Origin of the sequence: Pseudomonas sp. MWU12-2037 (assembly GCF_023242345.1) — a bacterium.
GTDB classification, from domain to species: Bacteria; Pseudomonadota; Gammaproteobacteria; order Pseudomonadales; family Pseudomonadaceae; genus Aquipseudomonas; species Aquipseudomonas gingeri_D.
The window spans coordinates 190120-211059 of record NZ_JALLIZ010000008.1 but is presented as its reverse complement, the minus strand read 5'-3'; the positions used below and the strand labels follow the sequence as shown (position 1 = coordinate 211059).

Here is a 20940-nt window from a genome sequence, read left to right as displayed (position 1 = left end):
CCATCGCCAGCAAGCCGGCTCCCACAGTGACCGCATAAACCCGCCTCTTGCGGATCGCCGATCCCCCGCGCGCAAACAGCACCGGACAGCCCCTTCCAGGGGGCCCGCCCCGCCTATTCAGCCCCCGCTCAGCAATTAGCAATCAAAACTGTTTAGTAATGAGTATCATTATGTTACAAATTACCATCTTCTCTAACAGTGGTGCGTTGCCGAATGCTGGTTCCCTTCCTGATCATGCTGCGCGAAGGCATTGAAGCCGCGCTTATCGTTGGCATTATCGCCAGTTACCTCAAGCAGACCGGCCGGGGTCAGTGGATGCCGGCGGTGTGGATCGGCGTGTTTCTCGCCGCCGCCCTTGCCCTGCTGGTCGGTGGTGGCCTGGAGCTGGTCAGTGCCGAGTTCCCGCAGAAACAGCAGGAACTCTTCGAAGGCGTGGTCGGGCTGGTCGCCGTCGGCATCCTCAGTTCGATGGTGTTCTGGATGCGCAAGGTCGCCCGCTCCATCAAGCACGCGCTGCACGAATCCCTCGACCAGGCACTCGCCGGTTCCAAACATCAGGTCTGGGCGCTGATTGCCATGGTGTTTTTCGCCGTGGCCCGCGAAGGCCTGGAAACCGTGTTCTTCCTGCTGGCGGTGTTCCAGCAGAGTGACGGTCCGGGCGCGCCCATCGGCGCCCTGCTCGGCCTGATCCTGGCGATTTTCGTCGGTTTCGCCATCTACAGCGGCAGCATGCGCCTGAACCTGGGTCTGTTCTTCCGCTGGACCGGCCTGTTCATCCTGGTGGTCGCCGCCGGCATCCTCGCCAATTCGGTCCAGGCCCTGCATGAAGCCGGCCTGTGGAACCACCTGCAAACCGTGGTCTTCGATATCAGCGCCACGCTGCCGATGGACGGCCCGGCGGGCTCGGTCCTGGCCGGCATGTTCGGTTACCAGGATGCGCCGACGGTCAGCGTCCTCGGCTCCTACCTGCTGTACCTGGCGTTCACCCTGGTGCTGTTCTTCCTGCCGAGCGCGGCACCGGCCCCCAAGCACACTTCTTCCGTTCCCAACCAGTAAGGTTATCCATGTCCAACCCTGCAACTGGCAAACCGCCCCAGGCCCTGCGCTGGGCGGTAGCCGGCTCGGTGATCGTGATGATCGCGGCCGGTGGACTGTTCTATTACGCCTCGCAACTGGCCGCGAGCAAACGCCAGGCCCATCACAACGAAATCACCGTGACCATCCAGGCCCACGGCTGCGAGCCAAATGCCCTGAGCGTACCGGCCGGGCAGAACAGCTTCCGCATCCTCAACAGTTCGCAACGCGCGGTCGAGTGGGAGATCCTCGACGGTGTACTGGTGCTCGAGGAGCGCGAGAACATCGCCCCGGGCCTGAGCCAGGTGATCAATGCCAACCTGCAACCCGGCGACTACGCCATTACCTGCGGCCTGCTGAGCAATCCGCGCGGCACCCTGCACGTCACGCCTACGGCGGCTTCCGAGGCCGCGGCCAAGGCGCGTCCGTCAATGACCGCCTTTATCGGGCCGCTGTCGGAGTTCCGCGTCTACCTGAGCAGCCAGGGCAACGCACTGATCAAGGCCGTCGATGCACTGGAACAGGCGATTGCCGCCGGTGACCTGACCAAGGCCCAGGTGCTCTATGCCCCGGCCCGTGCCGCCTATCAGCGTCTGGCCCCGGCCGCCCAGCGGCTCGCCGAACTGGATAACGCGATCAATGCCCGCGCCGACTATTACGAAAAACGCGAACAGGACCCCGGCTTCGGCGGCTTCCACCGCATCGAGTACGGCCTGTTCCAGCAACGCAGCGTCGACGGCCTGGTGCCGGTCGCCCAGCACCTGCAAGCCGATGTCGCCAACCTCAAGCAGCAACTGCTGGCCCAATCGCTGCCGCCGGAACAACTGGTCAGCATCGTCGTGCGCAGCCTGCGCAGCATGGCCGATACCCGCGCCAGCGGCGGCGAAGAAGAGCGCTACAGCCACGTCGACCTGGACGGCTTCGCCGCCAACCTGCAAGCCGCACAAAAGGTCATCGACCTGATGCGACCGCTGCTGCTCAAGTCGTCCGGCGAGCTATTGGTGAAGATCGACAGCGCCGCCACGGCCCTCGACGCCGAATTCAACGGCCTGCGCAACGCCGACGGCTATGTCACCTACGACACCGTAAGTGCCGTGCAACGCCAGCAGATCAGCGACAAGGCCAAGGTCCTGGCCGATGCACTCGATGGAATCGATCCCGCCCTCGGCCTTTCCGGCCTGTAACCAAGCAGACGATACGAACATGAGCGATTCAGAACACAACAACGCCGAATTCTCCGCCCAGCGCCGTCGCGTCCTGCTGGGCATGGGGGTGGCCGGCGCCGCCCTCGCCGGCAGCGCCCTGAGCTGCCCGGCCATGGCCGCCAGCCAGGCGCAAGCCCAGGTCACCGAAGCGCCGAGCAGCGACAAGACCGAGGACCGCCACGACTTCCACGGCAAGCACCAGACCGGGATCGTCACCCCGCGTCCGGCCGCCGGCATGATCGTCTCCTTCGACGTCCTGGCCAGCGACAGCGAGGAACTCGAACGCCTGTTCCGCACCCTGAACAAGCGCATCGCGTTCCTGATGAGCGGCGGCCCGGTGAAACAGGTCGATGAAAAACTGCCGCCCCTGGATTCCGGGATTCTCGGCCCGGTGGTCACCCCGGACAACCTGACCATCACCGTCGCGGTGGGCGAGTCGCTGTTCGACGAGCGTTACGGCCTGGCCGGCGTCAAGCCCAAGCACCTGATCCGCATGGTCGGCTTCCCCAACGACGCGCTGCAAGCGGAACTGTGCCACGGCGACCTGAGTATCCAGTTCTGCTCGAACACCCCGGACACCAACATTCACGCCCTGCGCGATATCGTCAAGAACACCCCGGACCTGCTGCTGGTGCGCTGGAAACAGGAAGGCACGGTACCGGCCCAGGCGCCGCTCAAGGCCGGCGAACCGGCCCAGAGCGCACGCAACTTCCTCGGTTTCCGTGACGGTTCGGCCAACCCGGACTCCAACGATGGCAGCGCCATGGACCGTATCGTCTGGGTCCAGCCCGGGGCCAACGAACCGGCCTGGGCCGTGGCCGGCAGCTACCAGGCGGTGCGGATCATCCGCAACCTGGTGGAGCGCTGGGACCGCACGCCGCTGCAGGAACAGCAAAGCATCATCGGCCGGGTCAAGGCGACAGGCGCGCCCATGGGCGGCCAGAAGGAAAGCGATATCCCCGACTACGACAAGGACCCGGAAGGCAAGCTGACCAAGCTCGATGCGCATATCCGCCTGGCCAACCCGCGCACCACCGAAACCCAACGCAACCTGATCCTGCGTCGCCCATTCAACTACTCCAATGGCGTGAGCAAGAACGGCCAGCTGGAAATGGGCCTGCTGTTCATCTGCTACCAGGCGGACCTGGCGCAAGGCTTTATCGCCGTACAAACCCGGCTCAACGGCGAGCCCCTGGAGGAATACCTCAAGCCTATCGGCGGCGGTTATTTCTTCACCTTGCCGGGGGTCACGGGCGATCAGGACTTTATCGGTCGCTCACTGCTTTCAGCTGCAAAACAAAAAACCACCGCTTAATCCTTAACTCACCAGGAAACGCCCCATGAAGAAGTCGCCTCTTGCTTTGTTGTTGGCCCTTGGCTTGCTCCACACGCCGCTTTCGGCTTTCGCGGCCACCGCGCCGCTGGATCTGGTGGGCCCGGTGTCCGACTACAAGATCTATGTGACCGCGGAGATCGATGAGCTGGTCAGCAAGACCCAGCAGTTCACCGACGCGGTGAAAAAAGGCGACCTGGCCACCGCCAAGAAGCTCTACGCACCGACTCGCGTGCACTACGAGAAGATCGAGCCGATCGCCGAGCTGTTCAATGACCTGGACGGCGCCATCGACTCCCGCGTCAACGACCATGAAAAAGGCGTGAAGGCTGAAGACTTCACCGGCTTCCACCGCATCGAATACAGCCTGTTCTCGGAAAACACCACCGACGGCCTGGGCGCCCTGGCCGACGGCCTGAACAAGGACGTCAAGGACCTGCAGACCCGCGTTGCCGGCCTGACCTTCCCTCCTGAGAAAGTCGTCGGCGGTGCCGCCGCGCTGCTGGAAGAAGTCGCCGCGACCAAGATCTCCGGTGAAGAAGACCGTTACAGCCACACCGACCTGTATGACTTCCAGGGCAACATCGACGGCGCGAAGAAAATCGTCGACCTGTTCCGTCCGCAGATCGAGAAACAGGACAAGGCTTTCGCCGCCAAGGTGGACAAGAACTTCGCCGCCGTGGACAAGATCCTGGCCAAGTACAAGACCAAGGATGGCGGTTTCGAAACCTATGACAAGGTCAAGGATGCCGACCGCAAGGCCCTGGTGGGTCCGGTCACGACCCTGGCTGAAGACCTGTCCACCCTGCGTGGCAAGCTGGGCCTGAACTGAGGCCGGTGGTTATCCCGGGGGATTGCGATCGCCCGGGATGACCTCATCCGCGCTTTACAACATCCGATACAACAACCGCTCGATCCGCACCCGACTGACCCGCCGCAGGAACTTGCCCACCGCTTCCGGATAGTCCACCAGGGTTTCCAGGCTCTTGAAGCTGTCGATCCGCTGGGTGTTTTCCATGATCAGCGCCAACTCCTTGGCCCGCACCTCGCACAACTCGCGACGTGGATCGTCGATCAGCAAGGCATTCTCCAGATCCAGCCGGAACGCCCGTGGATTGAGGTTGTTCCCCGTCAGCAAGGTATAACGCTCGTCGACCCACATGCCCTTGAGGTGATAGGTGTTGTCACCGTCACGCCACAGGTGCAGGTTCAACTGCCCGCTGTCGATCACCGGCTGGTGACGCTTGGCGAAACGCCGCAGGCTGATCTCGTAGAGATAGGGCAAGGCGGCGATCACCTTGAACGGCTGGCTCGGCGGGATATAGAAGTCGTTGGCGGTCTTGTCGCCGACGATGATATCGATCTTCACCCCACGCTCCAGGGCCCGATTGATTTCCCGGGTCACCGCCAGCGGCATGTTGAAATAGGGCGTGCAGATAGTCAGTTGCTGCTGGCTGGAGGCGATCAGTTCGCAGACCAGGCGGTTCAGCGGGTTGTTCTTGCCCAGGCCCATCACCGGGCTGACCGACAGGCCGAAGGTCGGCTCACTGCCGGCCGTGGTGTCATAGCCGGCTTTCTTCAAGCGGCTGCGCAAATCGCCGATGTCGCCGCGCAGGCTGCGGGTCGTCGGCAGCTCCGGCACGTCGAGGCGACGCACCGCCCGGGAGGCCAGCAGCTCGTTGCGTATCAGCCCCTGCATCGAGTCGGCCAGTGCGGCGTTTTGCAGCACGTGGTAACGGTCGAAGCGGTATTTGTCGAACTTGTGCAGATAGACGTTGTTCAGGCTGGCGCCGCTGTAGATCACGCAGTCGTCGATCACGAAACCCTTGAGGTGGAGCACGCCGAACAGTTCGCGGGTCTGCACCGGCACCCCGTAGATCGGCACTTCAGTGATGTGGTCGCGGGTTTGCGCCTGGTACCAGGCGCTGTTGCCCGGCTGCTTGCCGGCACCGATCAAACCGCGCTGGGCCCGTAGCCAGTCGACCACGACGACAATCTCCAGCTGCGGATGGGCCGACTTGGCCGCATGCAGGGCATCGAGGATTTCCTGGCCGGCTTCGTCTTCCTGCAGGTACAACGCCACCAGCGTGATGCGCTGCCGGGCACCGGCGATCTTCTCCAGCAGGCAACGCCGGAACTCGGCAGCCGAAGGCAGGATGGTCAAGGCCTCGGCAGCCAGCGGGAAGCTGCGCAGTTTGGGCAACAGGGAACGTTTGAAGAGCGACGGCATAGGGCTCGCTAGGGTCGAATGCGAATGATCGCTGAGTCTACACCATGCGCCGCTCTCGGACGCGCCTTCGAAGAGGGCTTTGCTGCCAACCTGGAGTCGTTCCCCGATGCGCCCCCTGCCCGTCCTCCTGTCACCCGCCATGGATTTATTTGAAAAAGACGATTGACCATGGAGAACGATCGTTCTACTCTCTTTCCCATGAACGAAATCATTCCGAACCAGACCCGCGAAAACCTGCTGGATACCGCCGAGCAGTTGATCTATCAAGGTGGCATCCATGCCACCGGCATCGATCTTCTGGTGCGCACTTCCGGGGTGGCACGTAAAAGCCTCTACAAGTACTTCGGCACCAAGGACGATCTGACCCTGGAAGCCTTGCGTCGCCGGGATATCCGCTGGATGCAGTGGTACCGCGGCGAAGTCGACCAGGCCGAAAGCTCCGGTGCCCGCCTGCTGGCCCTGTTCAGCGTGCTCGGCGGCTGGTTCGCCAGCGAAGGCTTTCGCGGCTGCGCCTTTATCAACACCGCCGGCGAAACCGGCGACCCCAAGGACCCGGTGCGGCAATTGGCCCGGGAACATAAACAGAAGTTGCTCGACTATGTGGTCGAGCTCTGTGAAGCACATGGCATCGCCGATCCCCTGGCCACTGGCAAACAGTTGCTGATCCTGATCGACGGCGCCATTACCGTTGCACTTGTCATGGGCGACCCCGGTGCAGCCGATAATGCGCAATGCATGGCGCGAACGTTATTGGCGCTCTGAGTCGTGCCCCGAACCGCCATTACGCTCCGGATGAGCGAGTGGCGGGCGGGCCACCGACCGCTTGACCCAAGCGCGACAACTTGTCTGAACCCTACTCAATTGGAGACATTGCCATGTCATCTGACGCTGACGTTCGCCCGCCGCTTCCCCCCTTCACCCGTGAATCGGCGATCCAGAAGATCCGCCTGGCCGAAGACGGCTGGAACTCCCGCGACCCGCAGCGCGTGTCCCTGGCCTACACCCTGGACACCCAATGGCGTAACCGTGCCGAGTTCGCCCACAACCGTGAGGAAGCCAAGGCGTTCCTGACCCGCAAATGGGCCAAGGAACTGGATTACCGCCTGATCAAGGAACTCTGGGCCTTTACCGACAACCGCATCGCCGTACGTTATGCCTATGAGTGGCATGACGACTCGGGCAACTGGTTCCGTTCCTACGGCAACGAAAACTGGGAATTCGACCAGAACGGCCTGATGTCCAACCGGCATGCCTGCATCAACGACATGCCGATCAAGGCCGAGGAGCGCAAGTTCCACTGGCCGTTGGGGCGCCGCCCGGACGATCATCCAAGCCTCTCCGACCTGGGGCTGTAACCCCTCCCTCGATCATTCCCGCCCCGGGTGGGAATGATCGCCTTTGCAAAAAATCGCCTGATGGGCGATTTTTTTCTGCAGCCTTGAATAAATTCCCAACATCAGGTGTTCAATCCATAACAAGCATTGCGATCGACAGGCGTCGCAAATAAATTTCAGTGGCCACGAATAAAACCCGACGCATCAGTGTTTACTAGCCAACAGATACCGGAGCATTACCGATGAGCATCAAAGCCACCTTCGCGGTTCCTTTCCTGATGGCCAGTTGCATGGCCGCGGCCCTGTTGAGCACGCCGGCATTCGCCTCGGGCGAAAAACCGGAATCGATGCCGCCGACCTGCCCCAAGGGGCAAGTGTGGAACAAAGCCAAAAAGGCCTGCGTGCCGTTTGTCAGCAGCCTGACCCCCGACGAAGACCGCACCGACTACGCTTACCGCCTGGCCAAGAACGGGGACTATCAAGCCGCCCTGGATCTGCTCGACACCCTCAAGCAACCCAATACCGCCAAGGCCCTGAACTATCGCGGTTACGCCACGCGTAAACTGGGCCGTACCGACGAAGGCATCGGCTACTACCTGCAGGCCCTGGAGCTGGACCCGAACTACGCCCAGGTCCGCGAATACCTCGGTGAAGCCTACGTGATCAAGGGCCGCCTCGACCTGGCCCAGGTGCAGTTGCAGAGCATCAAGTCGCTCTGCGGCACCGGTTGCGAAGAATATGAAGACCTGGCCGACGCCATCGCGCACCCGATTCCCAGCTGATCACCGTTAAAGGCGGAGGTTGTCATCGCCAGCGACAAGGAAATACGCACCGAGATGGGACAGCACCTGCCGCGCCTTTGGCGTTACGCGCTGGTGCTGTCCCGGCAACGCCATATCGCCGAAGACCTGGTGCAGGCCACCTGCGTCCGCGCCCTGGAGCGAGGCGATCAGTTCGTCTCGGGCACGCGTATGGACCGCTGGCTGCTGAGCATCCTGCATTCGATCTGGCTCAATGAAGTGCGCTCCCAACGGGTTCGCCGCGGCCAGGGCCTGGTGGATGCCGACGAAGCCTTGAGCTTTGACGGCGAACAGGTGGCGCAGACCCACGTCCTGGCCTCCCAGGTGATCCGGCGCGTCGACGCCCTGCCCGACGCCCAGCGCGAAACCGTATTTCTCGCCTATGTCGAAGGTCTGTCCTACAAGGAAGTGGCCCAGATCCTCGAAGTGCCCATCGGAACGGTCATGAGCCGGCTGGCCGCCGCACGGGTGAAGTTGGCGGAACATCCGCCCCTGCGTGCCGTGCCCAGCGCCAACAGCGGAGAACGGCGATGACTGACCAACTCTCGCACTACACCCCGACCGATGAACAGTTGGTGGCCTTTCTCGACGACGAAGTGGACGCCGAGGAGCGCAGCCGGATCGAAGCCGCTCTGGCCCGTGACGAAAGCGTGGCCGAGCGTCTCGAGTGGCTGATGCGCAGCGAACTGCCGTTCCAGCAAGCCTATGACGAACTGCTCGAACAGGCGCCCCAGGCTCGCCTGGAGGCCATGCTGCACAGCCTGCCGACAGAGAAAACAGCCGCGACGCCGATGAGTCGACGCCGTTTCCTCGCCGTGGCTGCCAGCTTCATGGTCGCGGGGATTGCCGCGGATCGACTGTTCCAGGCCTGGCAGCCCCCCCCGCCGTCGAGCGAAATCAGCTGGCGTGGGCTGGTGGCCGACTATATGGCGCTGTACACGGCACAGACCCTGGAGAACCTGCCCGGCGACGACGCCACTCACCGGGCCCAGTTGCAAAGTGTCCAGCAGTACCTCGGGCTGGCGCTTGACCCCGCCCAGGTGCAACTGCCGGTTGTGCAACTCAAACGCGCGCAGATGCTCGAGTACGAACATGTACCGATTGCCCAGATCAACTACCTGGACCCGCAACATGGGCCGCTGGCGTTGTGCATCACCCACTCGAAAACCGGGACCCGGGCCATGGCCCAGGAAGTGCGCCATGGCATGAATGTGGTGTTCTGGTCCGGGCCGACCTATGCCTACATGTTGATCGGGCGCAACTCGGTGGCGGAGCTGAACAATATGGCCGACCTGCTCAGGCAGCGTTTCGCCAGTTGAACCAGGCGATGTGGCCGGGCGCCTGCCAGGCCAATAACCTACCCGTCTCGCGGCCGACCACCGACGGTCCGAGGCGGCGCCTGGCGCAAGCACAACGACTAGACTGTTCGAGGCCGAACCCAATTTCCAAGGAGGTCCCATGTCCCCGTCTCACAACCTGCCGCCCCTGAACGACCCGCGTTGCGCCCTGGTCGTGATCGATATGCAGAATGACTTCATTCCCGGCGGCCAACTGGCGGTCCAGGGCGGCGACGAGATCGTGCCACTGATCAACCGCCTGGGCGCCCGCTTTCGCAATGTGGTCATCGCCCAGGACTGGCATCCCCGCGGCCATGTCTCGTTCGCCAGCAGCCATCCGGGCCATGCGCCCTTCGACAGCGTGCAACTACCCTATGGCACGCAAACCCTCTGGCCGGACCACTGCGTGCAAGGCAGCCACGGCGCGCAGTTGCATGCGGACCTGGACCTGCCCCATGCGCAATTGATCGTGCGCAAGGGCTGCAACCGCGAGATCGACAGTTATTCGGCCTTCGTCGAAGCCGACCGGCGTACGCCCACCGGCCTTTCCGGTTATCTGAAGGAACGCGGTATCGATACGGTCTATCTGGTCGGCCTGGCGTTGGACTACTGCGTCGCCTGGTCGGCCCTGGATGCACGGACGGCGGGCTTCAGCACCCTGCTGATCGTCGACGCCTGCCGGGCCATCGACCTGGACGGCTCACTGCAGCGTGCGCTGGGAGAGATGGAAACCGCCGGGGTGAAACTCATCGACTCGATGGCATTGGCGGCCTGAGCCAACAAACAGGTTGGAGACCCTGCGCTGGCGCGCAGGGCCCCACCCCGCAAGGATCAGCTCGTGACACCCGTGCCTTGGGGCTGATTGACCTCCTGCACCACCGCATACACGCTCAAGTCACTGAGCGTCACCTGTGCCAACGTCTCGCTCGGTAGCGCCAGCAGGGCCTGATGCGCCTCGTGCTTCAAGCGTGCGATCAGCAGCCGCTTGCCCTCGGTCGGGAAACGCTTGATGAAGTCCTGCAGGGCTTCGAGGCTGGTGCCGTCCAGGTCCGGTGACTCCTCCAGGCTGAGAATCACCGAATGCACGGCCTCACCTTGCTCGCGAACCCGCCGCGAGACGCTGCCAAGGATGCGTTCGGCGTTGGCGAAGAACAACGGCTCGCCCGGGCGCACGATCAGCACCCCGGGGACTTCCCGTGCCTGGGGATGCAGCTGGCAGTCGACGAAATCATGGCCCTCGGCGATATGCCCGAGCACCTGGACCGAAGCCGAGGACATCTGCCGCAACATCAGCATCAGGCTGATCGCCACCGCCGCCAGCAGACCGTCCAGCACCCCGAGCAGCAGCACCGCGGCCACCGCGCAGATCGCCAGGACCCGGTCGCGGCGCCAGACGAAGTAGCGATGCAAGGGCTCCAGGCTCAGGGCCCGGGTCAAGGCATGAATAACGATGGCCGCCAGCACCGGCTCCGGCGTCAGGGCGATCAGCGGCAACAGGGTCAGCACGATCACCAGCACCACCAACGCCGCCACCACCCCGGCCAACCGTGAGGTAGCACCCGCCGCATCATTGGCCGAGGTCGCCGAGTAGCCGGCACCGGCGGGCATGCCATGGAACAGGCCGGACAACAGGTTGGCGCCGCCCAGTACCAGCAGGTCGCGGTTGGAGTTCACCCGATCGCCGTGCTTGAGGGCAAAGGCGCTGATGGAACCATAGGACTCGGCGTAGAGGATCATCACCATGGCAAAGCCCAGTTCCACCAGCTTCAGCCAGTCGGAGAACGCCAGGCGCGGCAGCGACGGCACCGTCAGTTGCAGGTCGATCACACCGATCAGGTCGACGCCATAGCCGGGCAAATCCAGCCATTTGCCGGCAGCCACACCGAGCATCACCACCAGCAAGCCGCCCGGCAGGCGCCGGTAACGGCCCAGTACCGAGAGCAGCACCAGGGCGACCACCGCCACCGCGACCCCGGCCCAGTTCCAGCGCGGCAACTGGCTGAGCAATTCGGGCACGAAGCGGATCAGGTCGCTGTGGGCGGGACTCACATGGACGATGCTCGCGACCTGCTTGAGGATGATGGTCACCGCCAGGCCGAAGGCAAAACCGCGTAGCACCGGCTTGGCGATGAAGGACGTGACGCTGCCCAGCTTGAACAAACCGGCGAGCAGGAACATCAGGCCGGTAATCATCACCAGGCCGATGGCCATGGTCAGGCGCAGCGCCATGTCGGGCCCCGCCACCGAGACCGTCGCCGCCGCCAGCACCGCGGCCGACGAGGAGGTGGCGGAGACGATGGCGTAACGGCTGGTGCCGAACAGGCCGTAGCAGAACAGCCCGGCAAACAACGCGATAACCCCGGCCTGGGGTGGCACGTTGGCGATGCTCGAATAGGCGACCGCTTCGGGTAACAGCAAACCGGCAATCGACAGCCCGGCAATCAGATCCGCCCAGCCGCGTTTCGGTTGCGCGGCGGGCATCGGGGTGGGCAGTGCGGACGGCTCAGGCATCGATCGGACCACTCCAACCCGGCAGATAACGCGCGGCCTGACTGCGAGCCAGCTTGAGGGCGGTTGCCTGCAGGTGCTCGCTGGACGCATTGAGTTCAGCGACGGTGATCCGCGTGCGGAAGAAGTCGGCCCAGAGAAACTCGCTGAAGGGCGTGACATCCTTGGCGAACCCACCGACCCGGCGCAAGGCGCCGGCAAGGCTGCGATAGGGGTCATCCTGCAGTTCGCCGATAGACCCGGGCACTTTGTCGTAACCGCGGCGAATGCCCTTGGCATCGTAGGGATGGACCCACTGGTGGAAGTCCATGATGGTCCAGAAGCTGGCGGGTTCGACGAACGAGAGGTCCTTGAGCACCACCAATGAGACCTTCTTCACCTCCTCCTGCATCAGCGCCAGGCCGAAGTGGTGGTGATCGACGATGTAGTGCCGGCCTTCAGGCCCGAGGACGCAGGGAAACCAGTGATTATCGAGGGCGGCTTCGCGCTCCTTGCGCTTGAGGGTCTGCCATTGGGCTTGCTTGAGGGCGACCTCTTGCAGGCCGACGGTGACTTGGGTGGGGTGCAGTTTTGCAAGCTTTGCGCTGATCAGTTGCGGGCGGGCACGAGCCATTGAACATCTCCGGGCAGACAAGTCCGAAACCTGGACTGATCGCAAGCTTAGCCCTGAATGGCCCGAGGAGACACCGCGCATTATCATTCTTCACGGACAGGCCCTGCCGCCAGCTTCCAGACCCGGGCAATGTCCCCGGCTCGCGCGCTCAACAGCCGTGGCGCCTCACGACAGGCCTGCTCCAGGCTCATCGGCCCGGACACCAGGGCAAAGGCCGCGTCGACCCCATGGGCGTACATCTGCTCATAACCTTCACCGAGGGTCCCTGCCAGCACGATCACCGGCACGCCCTGCTCCCGGGCAATCCGCGCCACGCCGAACGGGGTCTTGCCGCGCAGGGTCTGGGCGTCGAAGCGACCTTCGCCGGTAATCACCAGATCAGCGCCGCGCACCGCCTCGGCCAGCCCCACCAGTTCCGCCACCACCTCCACACCGGGACGAAAGCACGCCCCGAAGAAGGCCTTGGCGGCAAAGCCCAAGCCGCCCGCCGCACCGCTGCCCGGCTCATCACGCACATCCTGGCCCTGCACCTGCGCGCACAGATCGGCAAAATGCCCGAGGGCCGCGTCCAGTTCACGCACCTGGGCCGGTGTCGCGCCTTTCTGCGGGCCGAAGATCGCCGAAGCGCCCTGCTCCCCGCACAAGGGATTGTTTACATCGGCGGCGATCTCGAAACGCACCCGGTCGAGACGCGGGTCCAGCCCCTCAAGGGTCACCCGCGCGACACCGGCCAAGGCCAGGCCACCCGCTTGCACCACCTGTCCCCGGGCATCGAACAGCCCTACACCCAAGGCCTGCAAGGCACCGGCACCGGCGTCGTTGGTGGCACTGCCGCCAATCGCCAGGATGATCCGTTGCGCACCGGCATCCAGGGCCGCGCGGATCAACTCGCCGGTGCCGAAGGTGCTGGTGATGCAGGCATTGCGCTGTTCCCTCGGAACCAGCTGCAAACCGCTGGCCTCGGCCATCTCGATAATCGCCGTGGCGCTGGCCGGCAACCAGCCCCAATGCGCGTCCACCGGCGTGCCCAGGGGGCCGCGCACCCGCTGCTGGCGCAACTCGCCGTTGCACACGGCCAACACCGCCGCCACCGTCCCCTCGCCGCCATCCGCCATCGGGCATTCAATCAGCTGCGCCTCGGGCAGTACCTGGGCCAGGCCTTCGGCAATCGCTCGGGCCACACCTTCGGCGCTGAGGCTGTCCTTGAACGAATCGGGGGCGATGATGATTTTCATGGGGACGATCTCCAGTTCTTGTGGCGTCCATGCTGCCAGTTGAAACAGGGAATGACGCCGGTCTGCTGCACAAGCCCGGGAGGGCTTTATTGTTCATTCCTACAAAGCGCCCCCAGCGGCCGGCACCGGCGATTCGCTGTGGGGCAACAATTGCACCCCCAGGTACAACGCCAGCATCCCGTCCAGGCGCAGCGGGTCGACACCACTGATCTCGGCAATCCGCTCCATCCGATAGCGCAGGCTGTTGCGGTGAATCCCCAGCGCCTCGGCACAGCCCTGGCTCTGACCGTCATGCTCGCACCAACTGCGCAAGGTGGCGAGCAACTGGCCGTTGCTGTCCTTGGCGATCACCTTGCGCAGCGGCTTGAGCAACTCTTCCAGCGCATCGTCGCTGCGATGCCGCCAGAGCATCACCGGCAGGCGATAGCGATTGAGGTGCAACAAACGACTGTGGGGCAAGACCTCCCGGCCATAAGCAAGCAAATCACCGACCCGACGATAGCAGCGGCGCAAACCCTGCAAACCGTCAGCCTGCCCACCCGCGGCGACTCGGGCGATCTTCCAACCCAGGCTGTCGAGCTTCTCCAGCAGACGCTGATCATCGAGGATCGCCGTCGCCGGCCGACACCACAGCAGCGAGGCGGTCGACCCACTCACGCACCAACTGTCGGGATAACGCGACTGCAACCAGGCCATCAGCGCTTCGGCACTCTGCCCCGGGTCCAGCTCGAACAGATAGGGAATCCGTGACAACTGCGGCTTGAGCCCCATCTGCCGGGCCTCGTCGATCAAACGCGGCGAATCGCCCTCGTCACTGAGCAACAAGGCCAGCAGATCATCACAGCGCTGGCGCCGCCACTGCTGTTCAGCCTGCTGATGACGCTGGCCGACCAGCATTTCGGCGGTCATGCGCACCAGCTCGGCGTAAGTACGCAATTGCTCTGGCTCACCGGTAATGCCCAGCACGCCGATCAGCCGCTCATCGTGCATCAGCGGCAGGTTGATCCCCGGCTGCACGCCTTTCAGGCACTTGGCCGCCTGCGCATCGATCGCCACCACCCGGCCATTGGCCAAGACCAACTGCGCGCCCTCGTGGCGGGTATTGATCCGCTCCGGCTCGCCGCTGCCCAGGATCAGGCCCTGGCTGTCCATGACATTGACGTTGTACGGCAGAATGGCCATCGTACGATCGACGATATCCTGCGCAAGGTCATGGTCCAGTTCGAACATAGCGGTAGGGTCCTTGGTTCAGGGGGATCAACGTTTGTTCAGCAGCACAGGGTACACCGGCAAACCCTGTGCACTGGCACAAAGACAGCAAGGCTGGGGTGACCGAGACTCACAGGGCGATCAAGTTACCCTTGCCTCGCAAAAAATCATAATAAAGAGAGACCGCCATGTCACAGAGCGCCGCGATATCCCAGGCCACCGCTGACTTGAAAAACGCCGTATACAAGCGCATCACCCTGCGCCTGATCCCCTTTATCTTCATCTGCTACCTGTTCAACTACCTCGACCGGGTCAATGTTGGATTTGCCAAGCTGCAGATGCTCGACGCGTTGAAATTCAGCGAAACCATCTACGGCCTCGGGGCCGGGATTTTCTTTATCGGCTACGTGCTCTGCGGCGTGCCGAGCAACCTGGCGCTGAGTCGCTTCGGTCCGCGGCGCTGGATTGCCCTGATGATGATCACCTGGGGCGTGTTGTCGACCTGCCTGCTGTTCGTCAGCACGCCGATCCAGTTCTATACCTTGCGCCTGTTCACCGGGGCCGCCGAAGCCGGCTTCTTCCCCGGCGTGGTGCTGTACCTCTCGCAGTGGTTCCCGAGCTTCCGCCGTGGGCGGATCATGGCCCTGTTCATGTCGGCGATCCCGGTCTCGGGCCTGCTCGGCAGTCCTTTCTCCGGCTGGATCCTCAACCACTTTGCCGCCGGTCAGGGCGGCCTTGCCGGCTGGCAGTGGATGTTCCTGTTGCAGGGGATCCCGACCATTGCCCTGGGCATCGCGGCGTTTTTCCTGCTGGCGGACAAATTCGCCAACGCCAAGTGGCTGACTACCGAGGAACGCGCCGTACTCGAAGACGACCAGGCCGAGGATGCCGCGAACAAACCCAAGGCTGTCAGCGACTCCCTGGGTGAAGTGTTCAAGAACCCGGCGATCTGGGCCTTTGGCCTGATCTATTTCTGCATCCAGAGCGGCGTCTACGCCATCAACTTCTGGTTGCCGTCGATCATCAAGAACCTGGGTTTCAGCGACAACCTGGTCATAGGCTGGCTCAGTGCGATTCCCTACCTGCTGGCGGCGGTGTTCATGTTGCTGGTGGGCCGCTCCGCCGACCTGCGCAAGGAGCGTCGCTGGCACCTGGCGGTACCTATGTTGATGGGTGCCGTCGGCCTGTTGATCGCGGTCAATTTCGCCACTTCGCCGGCCATTGCCATTCTCGGCCTGACGATTGCGACCATGGGTGCCCTCACCGGCCTGCCGATGTTCTGGCCGGTGCCCACCGCCCTGCTCAGCGCCGGCGCGGCCGCCGGTGGCTTGGCGTTGATCAACTCCATGGGCCAGATGGCCGGTTTCCTCAGCCCATACCTGGTGGGCTGGGTCAAGGATGCCAGCGGCTCCACCGATGCGGCCCTGTATGTGCTGGCCGCGGTGATCGTCGCCGGCAGCCTGCTGGCCCTGCGCATGACCCGCACCTTGCGGGCGGCGTGAAACAGCGGCCATAAAAAAGCCCGAGGCTCGACATCGCTGTCGTCCCTCGGGCACGTTTCCCCCAATGACTAGAGTCAGACGGTGGCGTTCGCGCTCACGCTTTGAGTCGTGGAGGTCATGGCTTTCTTGGCGTGTTTTTTGTGCTTCTTGTGCTTTTTCGTGGCAAGTTGAATACCAGCCTTCTCGGAAGTGACCTTCTGGGTCTGAGTCGTCGGCGCAACTTGCGCCTGCGCCATCACCATCGGGACCACAGCCGCCTGGGCAACAACGATCGCCATGGCCAGCGCCTTAAGACGTTTCGAATTAAGCATCATGTCTCTCCATATTGAACGGGGTTATGTCCTGATGGCCTTTACAACTGTACCCGCCGGACAAGCGGGTCTCTTGGCTATATATGACTTTAGTTCGGGCTACTGTAACAACCTGTCAGAATTGACAGTTCCGACGAACGGTCAAGTAGTTGACATTGCCGTGCCCGTTCCCTGGAGAGCACCGGACTACGTGAAACTTTTGCGCAGTTTCCCCTGACAAGGCTGTCGGATATCGGCGAGTTGATTGAGGGATTGCTCAACAGCGGCATTCTGGTATCTGATGAGCACCTTCTCTTTCGTGCAAAAGGATGTTGTTCATGAGTTACCGCACCCTCGGCCATTCCGGATTGCAAGTCAGCACCTTGACACTGGGCAGCATGATGTTCGGTGAACAAACCGACACCGAAACCTCCTTGCGCATCATCGACAAGGCCTGGGACCAGGGCATCAACTTTATCGACACCGCCGACGTCTACACCGGCGGGCGCTCCGAGGAAATCGTCGGCGAAGCGATTGCCCGCCATCGCCATGAGTGGATCCTCGCGACCAAGGCCGGTTTCGGCCCGGTGGACGGCAAGCCGAACCGCAGCGGCCTGAGCCGCAAGCACCTGTTCAATGCCATCGAAGCCAGCCTCGGACGCCTGGGCACCGACTACCTGGATATCTACTACCTGCACCGCGAAGACCACAGCACCCCGCTGGAGGTCACCATATCGGCCATCGGCGACCTGTTGCGCCAGGGCAAGATTCGCCACTGGGGCCTGTCCAACTATCGCGGCTGGCGGATTGCCGAAGTGATCCGCGTGGCCGAGCGCCTGGGGGTGGACAAGCCGGTGATCAGCCAACCGCTGTACAACATCGTCAACCGCCAGGCCGAAACCGAGCAGATCACCGCCGCTGCCGCCTACGGCCTCGGCGTGGTGCCCTACAGCCCGCTGGCCCGTGGCGTGCTCAGCGGCAAATACGCCCCGGATGTCGCGCCGGATGCCAACAGCCGGGCCGGACGCCAGGACAAGCGCATCCTCGAGACCGAATGGCGGGTGGAATCATTGCGCATTGCCCAGCAGTTGCAGGCGTATACCCAACAGCGTGGCGTCGGCCTGGTGGAGTTCGCGATTGCCTGGGTGCTGAACAATACGGCGGTCAGCTCGGCGATTGTCGGCCCGCGCACCGAGGAGCAATGGGACAGCTACACCAAGGCACTGACGGTGAAGATCAGCGCCGAGGACGAAGCCTTCGTCGACTCGCTGGTGACTCCGGGGCATGCGTCCACCCCGGGTTTCAACGATGTCAGTCACTTTGTCTCCGGACGCGTGCCACGGGGCGTTTGAAGGCGGGCCTCAGCCCGTCTTCAGGGGGAACCGATCCAGTGCCGCCTGCTGGAAATACAGTGCCTCTTCGACCGGTCTGGAAAGAAAGTAGCCTTGGGCCTCGTCACAGCCGAAGTGCTTGAGTATTTCCAGGCAGCCGAAACTTTCCACGCCCTCGGCCACCGTCCGGTAGCCCAAGTCGCGGGCCACGCCGATGATCGACTTGGCCACCCGCTGATGCTGGGCACTGTGCTCCAGGTCGAAAATCATCGACTGGTCGAGCTTGAGGATATTGGCCGGGATCTTGTGCAGATAAGAGAAGTTGCTGTAGCCGGTACCGAAGTCGTCGATGGCCACATCGACGCCCATATCCCTCAGTTGCTGAAGTTGCTCGATCACCCCGGCGCTGGAACGCAGCCACTCGCCTTCGGTGATTTCAACCTCGAGCATTGCCGGGTCGACACCATGGGCCCCACAGCGCTGGGCAATGACATCGGCGACGTTGCGCCCGTAAAAATCCCGCGAGGACAGGTTGAGGGATATTTTCTTGTCCCGGGCATAACCGGTGTCGGCAATCAGCGTCACAACCCGCTCGATCACCCAATCCGTCACCGAATGGATCAGCGAGCTTTTCTCGACAATCGGAATGAACTCCGCCGGCGAAATAAAGCCATGTAACCGATGGTTCCAGCGAATCAGCGCCTCGGCACTCAGGTGCGCGCCATCGCGCAACGAGAAACGCGGTTGATAGACCAGGAACACATCATCGGCCTTCAGGGCCGGCGTGATATCCGGCAACAGGCTGAACAGACGGCGGAAGGTCACGTCGTCCTGATGATTGTAATAGGCATAGGGCTGGGCTTTCTGCCGGGCGGTCTCCAGGGCGAACAAGCCCTTGCGCAGTAGCTCCCGGGCCGTTTCCGAGCCCCCCTCGAACTCCAGCAACCCCGCGCAGACCGTGGGTACCATCGGCAGATTCTCGCTGATGGGCGCCCGGCGCAGCCAATCCACCAGCCGCGGTAAAAAGCCCCGCGCCTCGACGGCGTCCATCTGCATGGTGAAGGCAAAGCCCTTGACCATCACGTGATAGATCTTGATCCCGGTGCCGATAAACGCCTGGATCCGCGAGGCCATATCCCGCAGCACCGCTTCGAAGGGCACCATGCCCTCCGCCACGGTCAAACGGTGTGCCCAATCGGTGTCCAGGGCATCGACCGTCACCAGAACCCTCTTGCGGATCTCGCCGGCCTGGATCAAGCCCTGCAGGTCGGAGAGAAACTGCGTACGGTTGGGCAGGCCGCTGACCGCATCCACACGCTTGAGCAGGTGCTGGCGCTCGATCAACTGCATGACCAGCGCGGCGAAATCTTCCAGGGCCGCGTGGTCTTCCGGCGTCAGGTCGTGGGCAACCGTATCGAGGATACACACGCTGCCGATGGCATAGCCGCCGTCGGTACGCAGGGGCGCGCCGGCATAAAACGTCAGCGCACCGTCGCCCTGGACCAAAGGGAAGTCGGCAAAGCGCGGGTCCAGGCAGGCGTTGTCGACCACGAACACGCCGCTTTGGCGGATCGTGTGGGCACAGAACGACAGCTCCAGCTCGGGCGCTTGCTGAGCGGAAAAGCCGGTGGTGGCGAGGAACCACTGGCGGTCCTTGTCGATCAGGCTGACGATCGCCACCGGCGCTTGAAAGCGCGAGGCGACCAACCGGCAGATCCGCTCGAAACACTCTTCGCGGGCAACATCCATCAGGTCGAAGGCATGCAGGGCGGCCAGCCGCTCCTCTTCTTCGCGATCACGCAACAACATCTGCTCGACTGTCGTGAGTTTTTTCATCAGTACCTGTTGTCGTCAATCCGAGTCGTTCAGTCGGCCGGGGAAGATGGCCTTTTGCCGCTAATCATTGCGCGGGCACCGAATAATATCCAGAAAAATGCGACCAGTGTCTGACAGAGAGCAGAAAGCCGTGTACCCGATCGGTTACAGACGCCCCTCCTCACGCAGACGTCGACCGATATGGAGAATCTCGGCCTCGCCCCGGGCCAGCGCCGCGGCGCTGGTATGCACCGAATAATTGCCCAGCACCAGTTCATGGGGATGCTTGTACGCTGAGCCTAGCACGAAGGTGGTATCACCCCGGGCCACGAGATCGATGACCTCCTCGCGCTCCTCGAAAATCGCCAATTCACCCTCGCCGAGCGGCCCGCCAGCGTCACCGGCGTCAAGCTGGCCGATATCGACCGCCAGCCAACCCACGCTGTGACCGGCCGGTGGTGTGTAGGTCCAGCGTTCACCGTCTTTCAAGTGTACGGCCAGGTAGTTCATCGGCGCGGGGGCCGCGATCAGGCTTTGCGCCGCACCGTAGCGCCCCAGCAGCACCCGCGCCGGTCCTTCCTGTGGCACCTGCGACGGGGTCAGGTACTGGCTGCGTGCCGGAGCATTCTCATCGGCCGCCGGCAACGCCACCCAGAGCTGAAAGCCGCGCACATGGCTGACCTCAGGCACGATCGAACCGGTGTGCCAGACACCATTGCCGGCCTGCATCCATTCAACACCACCGGCCAGCAAGCGGCCTTTTTCGCCGGTGCTGTCTTCATAGAAAAACTCGCCTTCGCTCAAATAGCTCAACGTGGCGATGCCGGAATGCGGGTGCATGCCAAACCCCGGCTGACCGGCTTTCGTCTGGAAGCTGAAACGATCGAGGAAGACGAACGGTTTGAGCCACGCGCCCAGGTCGCCGGGACTTACCAGGCGCGTAATCGCCCCGTGGGTACTGCCGTGGGTCCGATGAACAATGGCCCGCCGCTGCGGGGTACGGGCAATGGCGGTACGTGCCGGCATGGGGAATGCTCCTGAAAAATGATCGGATAAATCCCGGGACGGCAATCAATGCAAACGCGGTCCCGGACCAGTTGCGACGCAGTATGGATTGCCCTCTA

Annotated in this window: 20 protein-coding genes; 12 read left to right on the top strand and 8 right to left on the bottom strand. The window is 63.0% G+C overall.

Going from position 1 to position 20940, the window contains the following annotated elements:
• Positions 1-213: 213 nt before the first annotated feature.
• The 4 genes from efeU to efeO (M5B42_RS16955) are packed head-to-tail and all read left to right on the top strand — an operon-like array spanning position 214 to position 4444.
• Complete coding sequence (efeU, locus tag M5B42_RS16970) at positions 214-1056, top strand: iron uptake transporter permease EfeU (RefSeq protein WP_248746488.1); 843 nt, start codon at positions 214-216, stop codon at positions 1054-1056.
• An 8-nt stretch (positions 1057-1064) separates the two neighbouring features.
• Positions 1065-2258, top strand: a complete 1194-nt coding sequence (gene efeO, locus M5B42_RS16965) for an iron uptake system protein EfeO (protein WP_248746487.1) — start codon at positions 1065-1067, stop codon at positions 2256-2258.
• Between the two features lie 19 nt (positions 2259-2277).
• A complete protein-coding gene (efeB, locus tag M5B42_RS16960) occupies positions 2278-3594 on the top strand; it encodes an iron uptake transporter deferrochelatase/peroxidase subunit (RefSeq protein WP_248746486.1) in 1317 nt (438 codons plus the stop codon).
• Between the two features lie 25 nt (positions 3595-3619).
• Entirely contained in the window at positions 3620-4444 is an 825-nt protein-coding gene (efeO, locus tag M5B42_RS16955) for an iron uptake system protein EfeO (RefSeq protein ID WP_152738845.1), read from the top strand.
• 54 nt (positions 4445-4498) lie between these two features.
• Here efeO (M5B42_RS16955) and pssA read toward each other — a convergent pair whose 3' ends face one another.
• Positions 4499-5842, bottom strand: coding sequence for a CDP-diacylglycerol--serine O-phosphatidyltransferase (gene pssA, locus M5B42_RS16950; RefSeq protein WP_248746485.1), 1344 nt, complete (start codon positions 5840-5842; stop codon positions 4499-4501).
• A gap of 198 nt (positions 5843-6040) precedes the next feature.
• Here pssA and M5B42_RS16945 point away from each other — a divergent pair, with 198 nt between their 5' ends.
• The 6 genes from M5B42_RS16945 to pncA all read left to right on the top strand — a co-directional run bounded on the left by M5B42_RS16945 (position 6041) and on the right by pncA (position 10088).
• Positions 6041-6604 (top strand): TetR/AcrR family transcriptional regulator, encoded by a 564-nt coding sequence (locus M5B42_RS16945; protein ID WP_248746556.1) that lies wholly within the window; start codon positions 6041-6043, stop codon positions 6602-6604.
• 113 nt (positions 6605-6717) lie between these two features.
• The gene (locus M5B42_RS16940) at positions 6718-7197 is read left to right on the top strand and encodes a nuclear transport factor 2 family protein (protein ID WP_152738839.1); all 480 of its coding nucleotides are present in this window, start codon (positions 6718-6720) and stop codon (positions 7195-7197) included.
• Positions 7198-7418: 221 nt separating this feature from the next.
• Positions 7419-7958, top strand: a complete 540-nt coding sequence (locus M5B42_RS16935; RefSeq protein WP_152738836.1) for a tetratricopeptide repeat protein — start codon at positions 7419-7421, stop codon at positions 7956-7958.
• A gap of 54 nt (positions 7959-8012) precedes the next feature.
• The gene (locus M5B42_RS16930) at positions 8013-8510 is read left to right on the top strand and encodes an RNA polymerase sigma factor (RefSeq protein ID WP_103499097.1); all 498 of its coding nucleotides are present in this window, start codon (positions 8013-8015) and stop codon (positions 8508-8510) included.
• Entirely contained in the window at positions 8507-9295 is a 789-nt protein-coding gene (locus M5B42_RS16925) for a transcriptional regulator (protein WP_248746484.1), read from the top strand. Before M5B42_RS16930 ends, M5B42_RS16925 begins: the two co-directional genes overlap by 4 nt.
• 139 nt (positions 9296-9434) lie before the next feature.
• A complete protein-coding gene (gene pncA / locus M5B42_RS16920) occupies positions 9435-10088 on the top strand; it encodes a bifunctional nicotinamidase/pyrazinamidase (protein ID WP_103499095.1) in 654 nt (217 codons plus the stop codon).
• Between the two features lie 56 nt (positions 10089-10144).
• Here the strand turns inward: pncA and M5B42_RS16915 are convergent, their stop codons facing one another.
• The 4 genes from M5B42_RS16915 to M5B42_RS16900 all read right to left on the bottom strand — a co-directional run bounded on the left by M5B42_RS16915 (position 10145) and on the right by M5B42_RS16900 (position 14899).
• A complete protein-coding gene (locus M5B42_RS16915) occupies positions 10145-11794 on the bottom strand; it encodes a SulP family inorganic anion transporter (protein ID WP_248746555.1) in 1650 nt (549 codons plus the stop codon).
• A 22-nt stretch (positions 11795-11816) separates the two neighbouring features.
• Positions 11817-12434, bottom strand: coding sequence for a ParB-like protein (locus M5B42_RS16910; RefSeq protein ID WP_103499093.1), 618 nt, complete (start codon positions 12432-12434; stop codon positions 11817-11819).
• 83 nt (positions 12435-12517) lie between these two features.
• On the bottom strand, positions 12518-13669 hold the full coding sequence (locus M5B42_RS16905; protein ID WP_248746483.1) for a glycerate kinase: 1152 nt from the start codon (positions 13667-13669) through the stop codon (positions 12518-12520).
• A gap of 99 nt (positions 13670-13768) precedes the next feature.
• Positions 13769-14899, bottom strand: coding sequence for a sugar diacid recognition domain-containing protein (locus M5B42_RS16900; RefSeq protein ID WP_248746482.1), 1131 nt, complete (start codon positions 14897-14899; stop codon positions 13769-13771).
• A gap of 167 nt (positions 14900-15066) precedes the next feature.
• Between M5B42_RS16900 and M5B42_RS16895 the strand changes: the two genes are divergently transcribed.
• Entirely contained in the window at positions 15067-16380 is a 1314-nt protein-coding gene (locus M5B42_RS16895) for an MFS transporter (RefSeq protein ID WP_103499090.1), read from the top strand.
• 74 nt (positions 16381-16454) lie between these two features.
• Here M5B42_RS16895 and M5B42_RS16890 read toward each other — a convergent pair whose 3' ends face one another.
• Positions 16455-16694: a hypothetical protein gene (locus tag M5B42_RS16890; RefSeq protein ID WP_152738809.1), complete on the bottom strand. Its 240-nt coding sequence runs from the start codon at positions 16692-16694 to the stop codon at positions 16455-16457.
• 314 nt (positions 16695-17008) lie between these two features.
• Between M5B42_RS16890 and M5B42_RS16885 the strand changes: the two genes are divergently transcribed.
• Positions 17009-18022: an aldo/keto reductase gene (locus M5B42_RS16885; protein ID WP_177098931.1), complete on the top strand. Its 1014-nt coding sequence runs from the start codon at positions 17009-17011 to the stop codon at positions 18020-18022.
• A gap of 9 nt (positions 18023-18031) precedes the next feature.
• Here the strand turns inward: M5B42_RS16885 and M5B42_RS16880 are convergent, their stop codons facing one another.
• Positions 18032-19837 (bottom strand): sensor domain-containing phosphodiesterase, encoded by a 1806-nt coding sequence (locus M5B42_RS16880; RefSeq protein WP_248746481.1) that lies wholly within the window; start codon positions 19835-19837, stop codon positions 18032-18034.
• Between the two features lie 144 nt (positions 19838-19981).
• Positions 19982-20842, bottom strand: coding sequence for a pirin family protein (locus M5B42_RS16875; protein ID WP_248746480.1), 861 nt, complete (start codon positions 20840-20842; stop codon positions 19982-19984).
• Positions 20843-20940 lie beyond the last annotated feature (98 nt).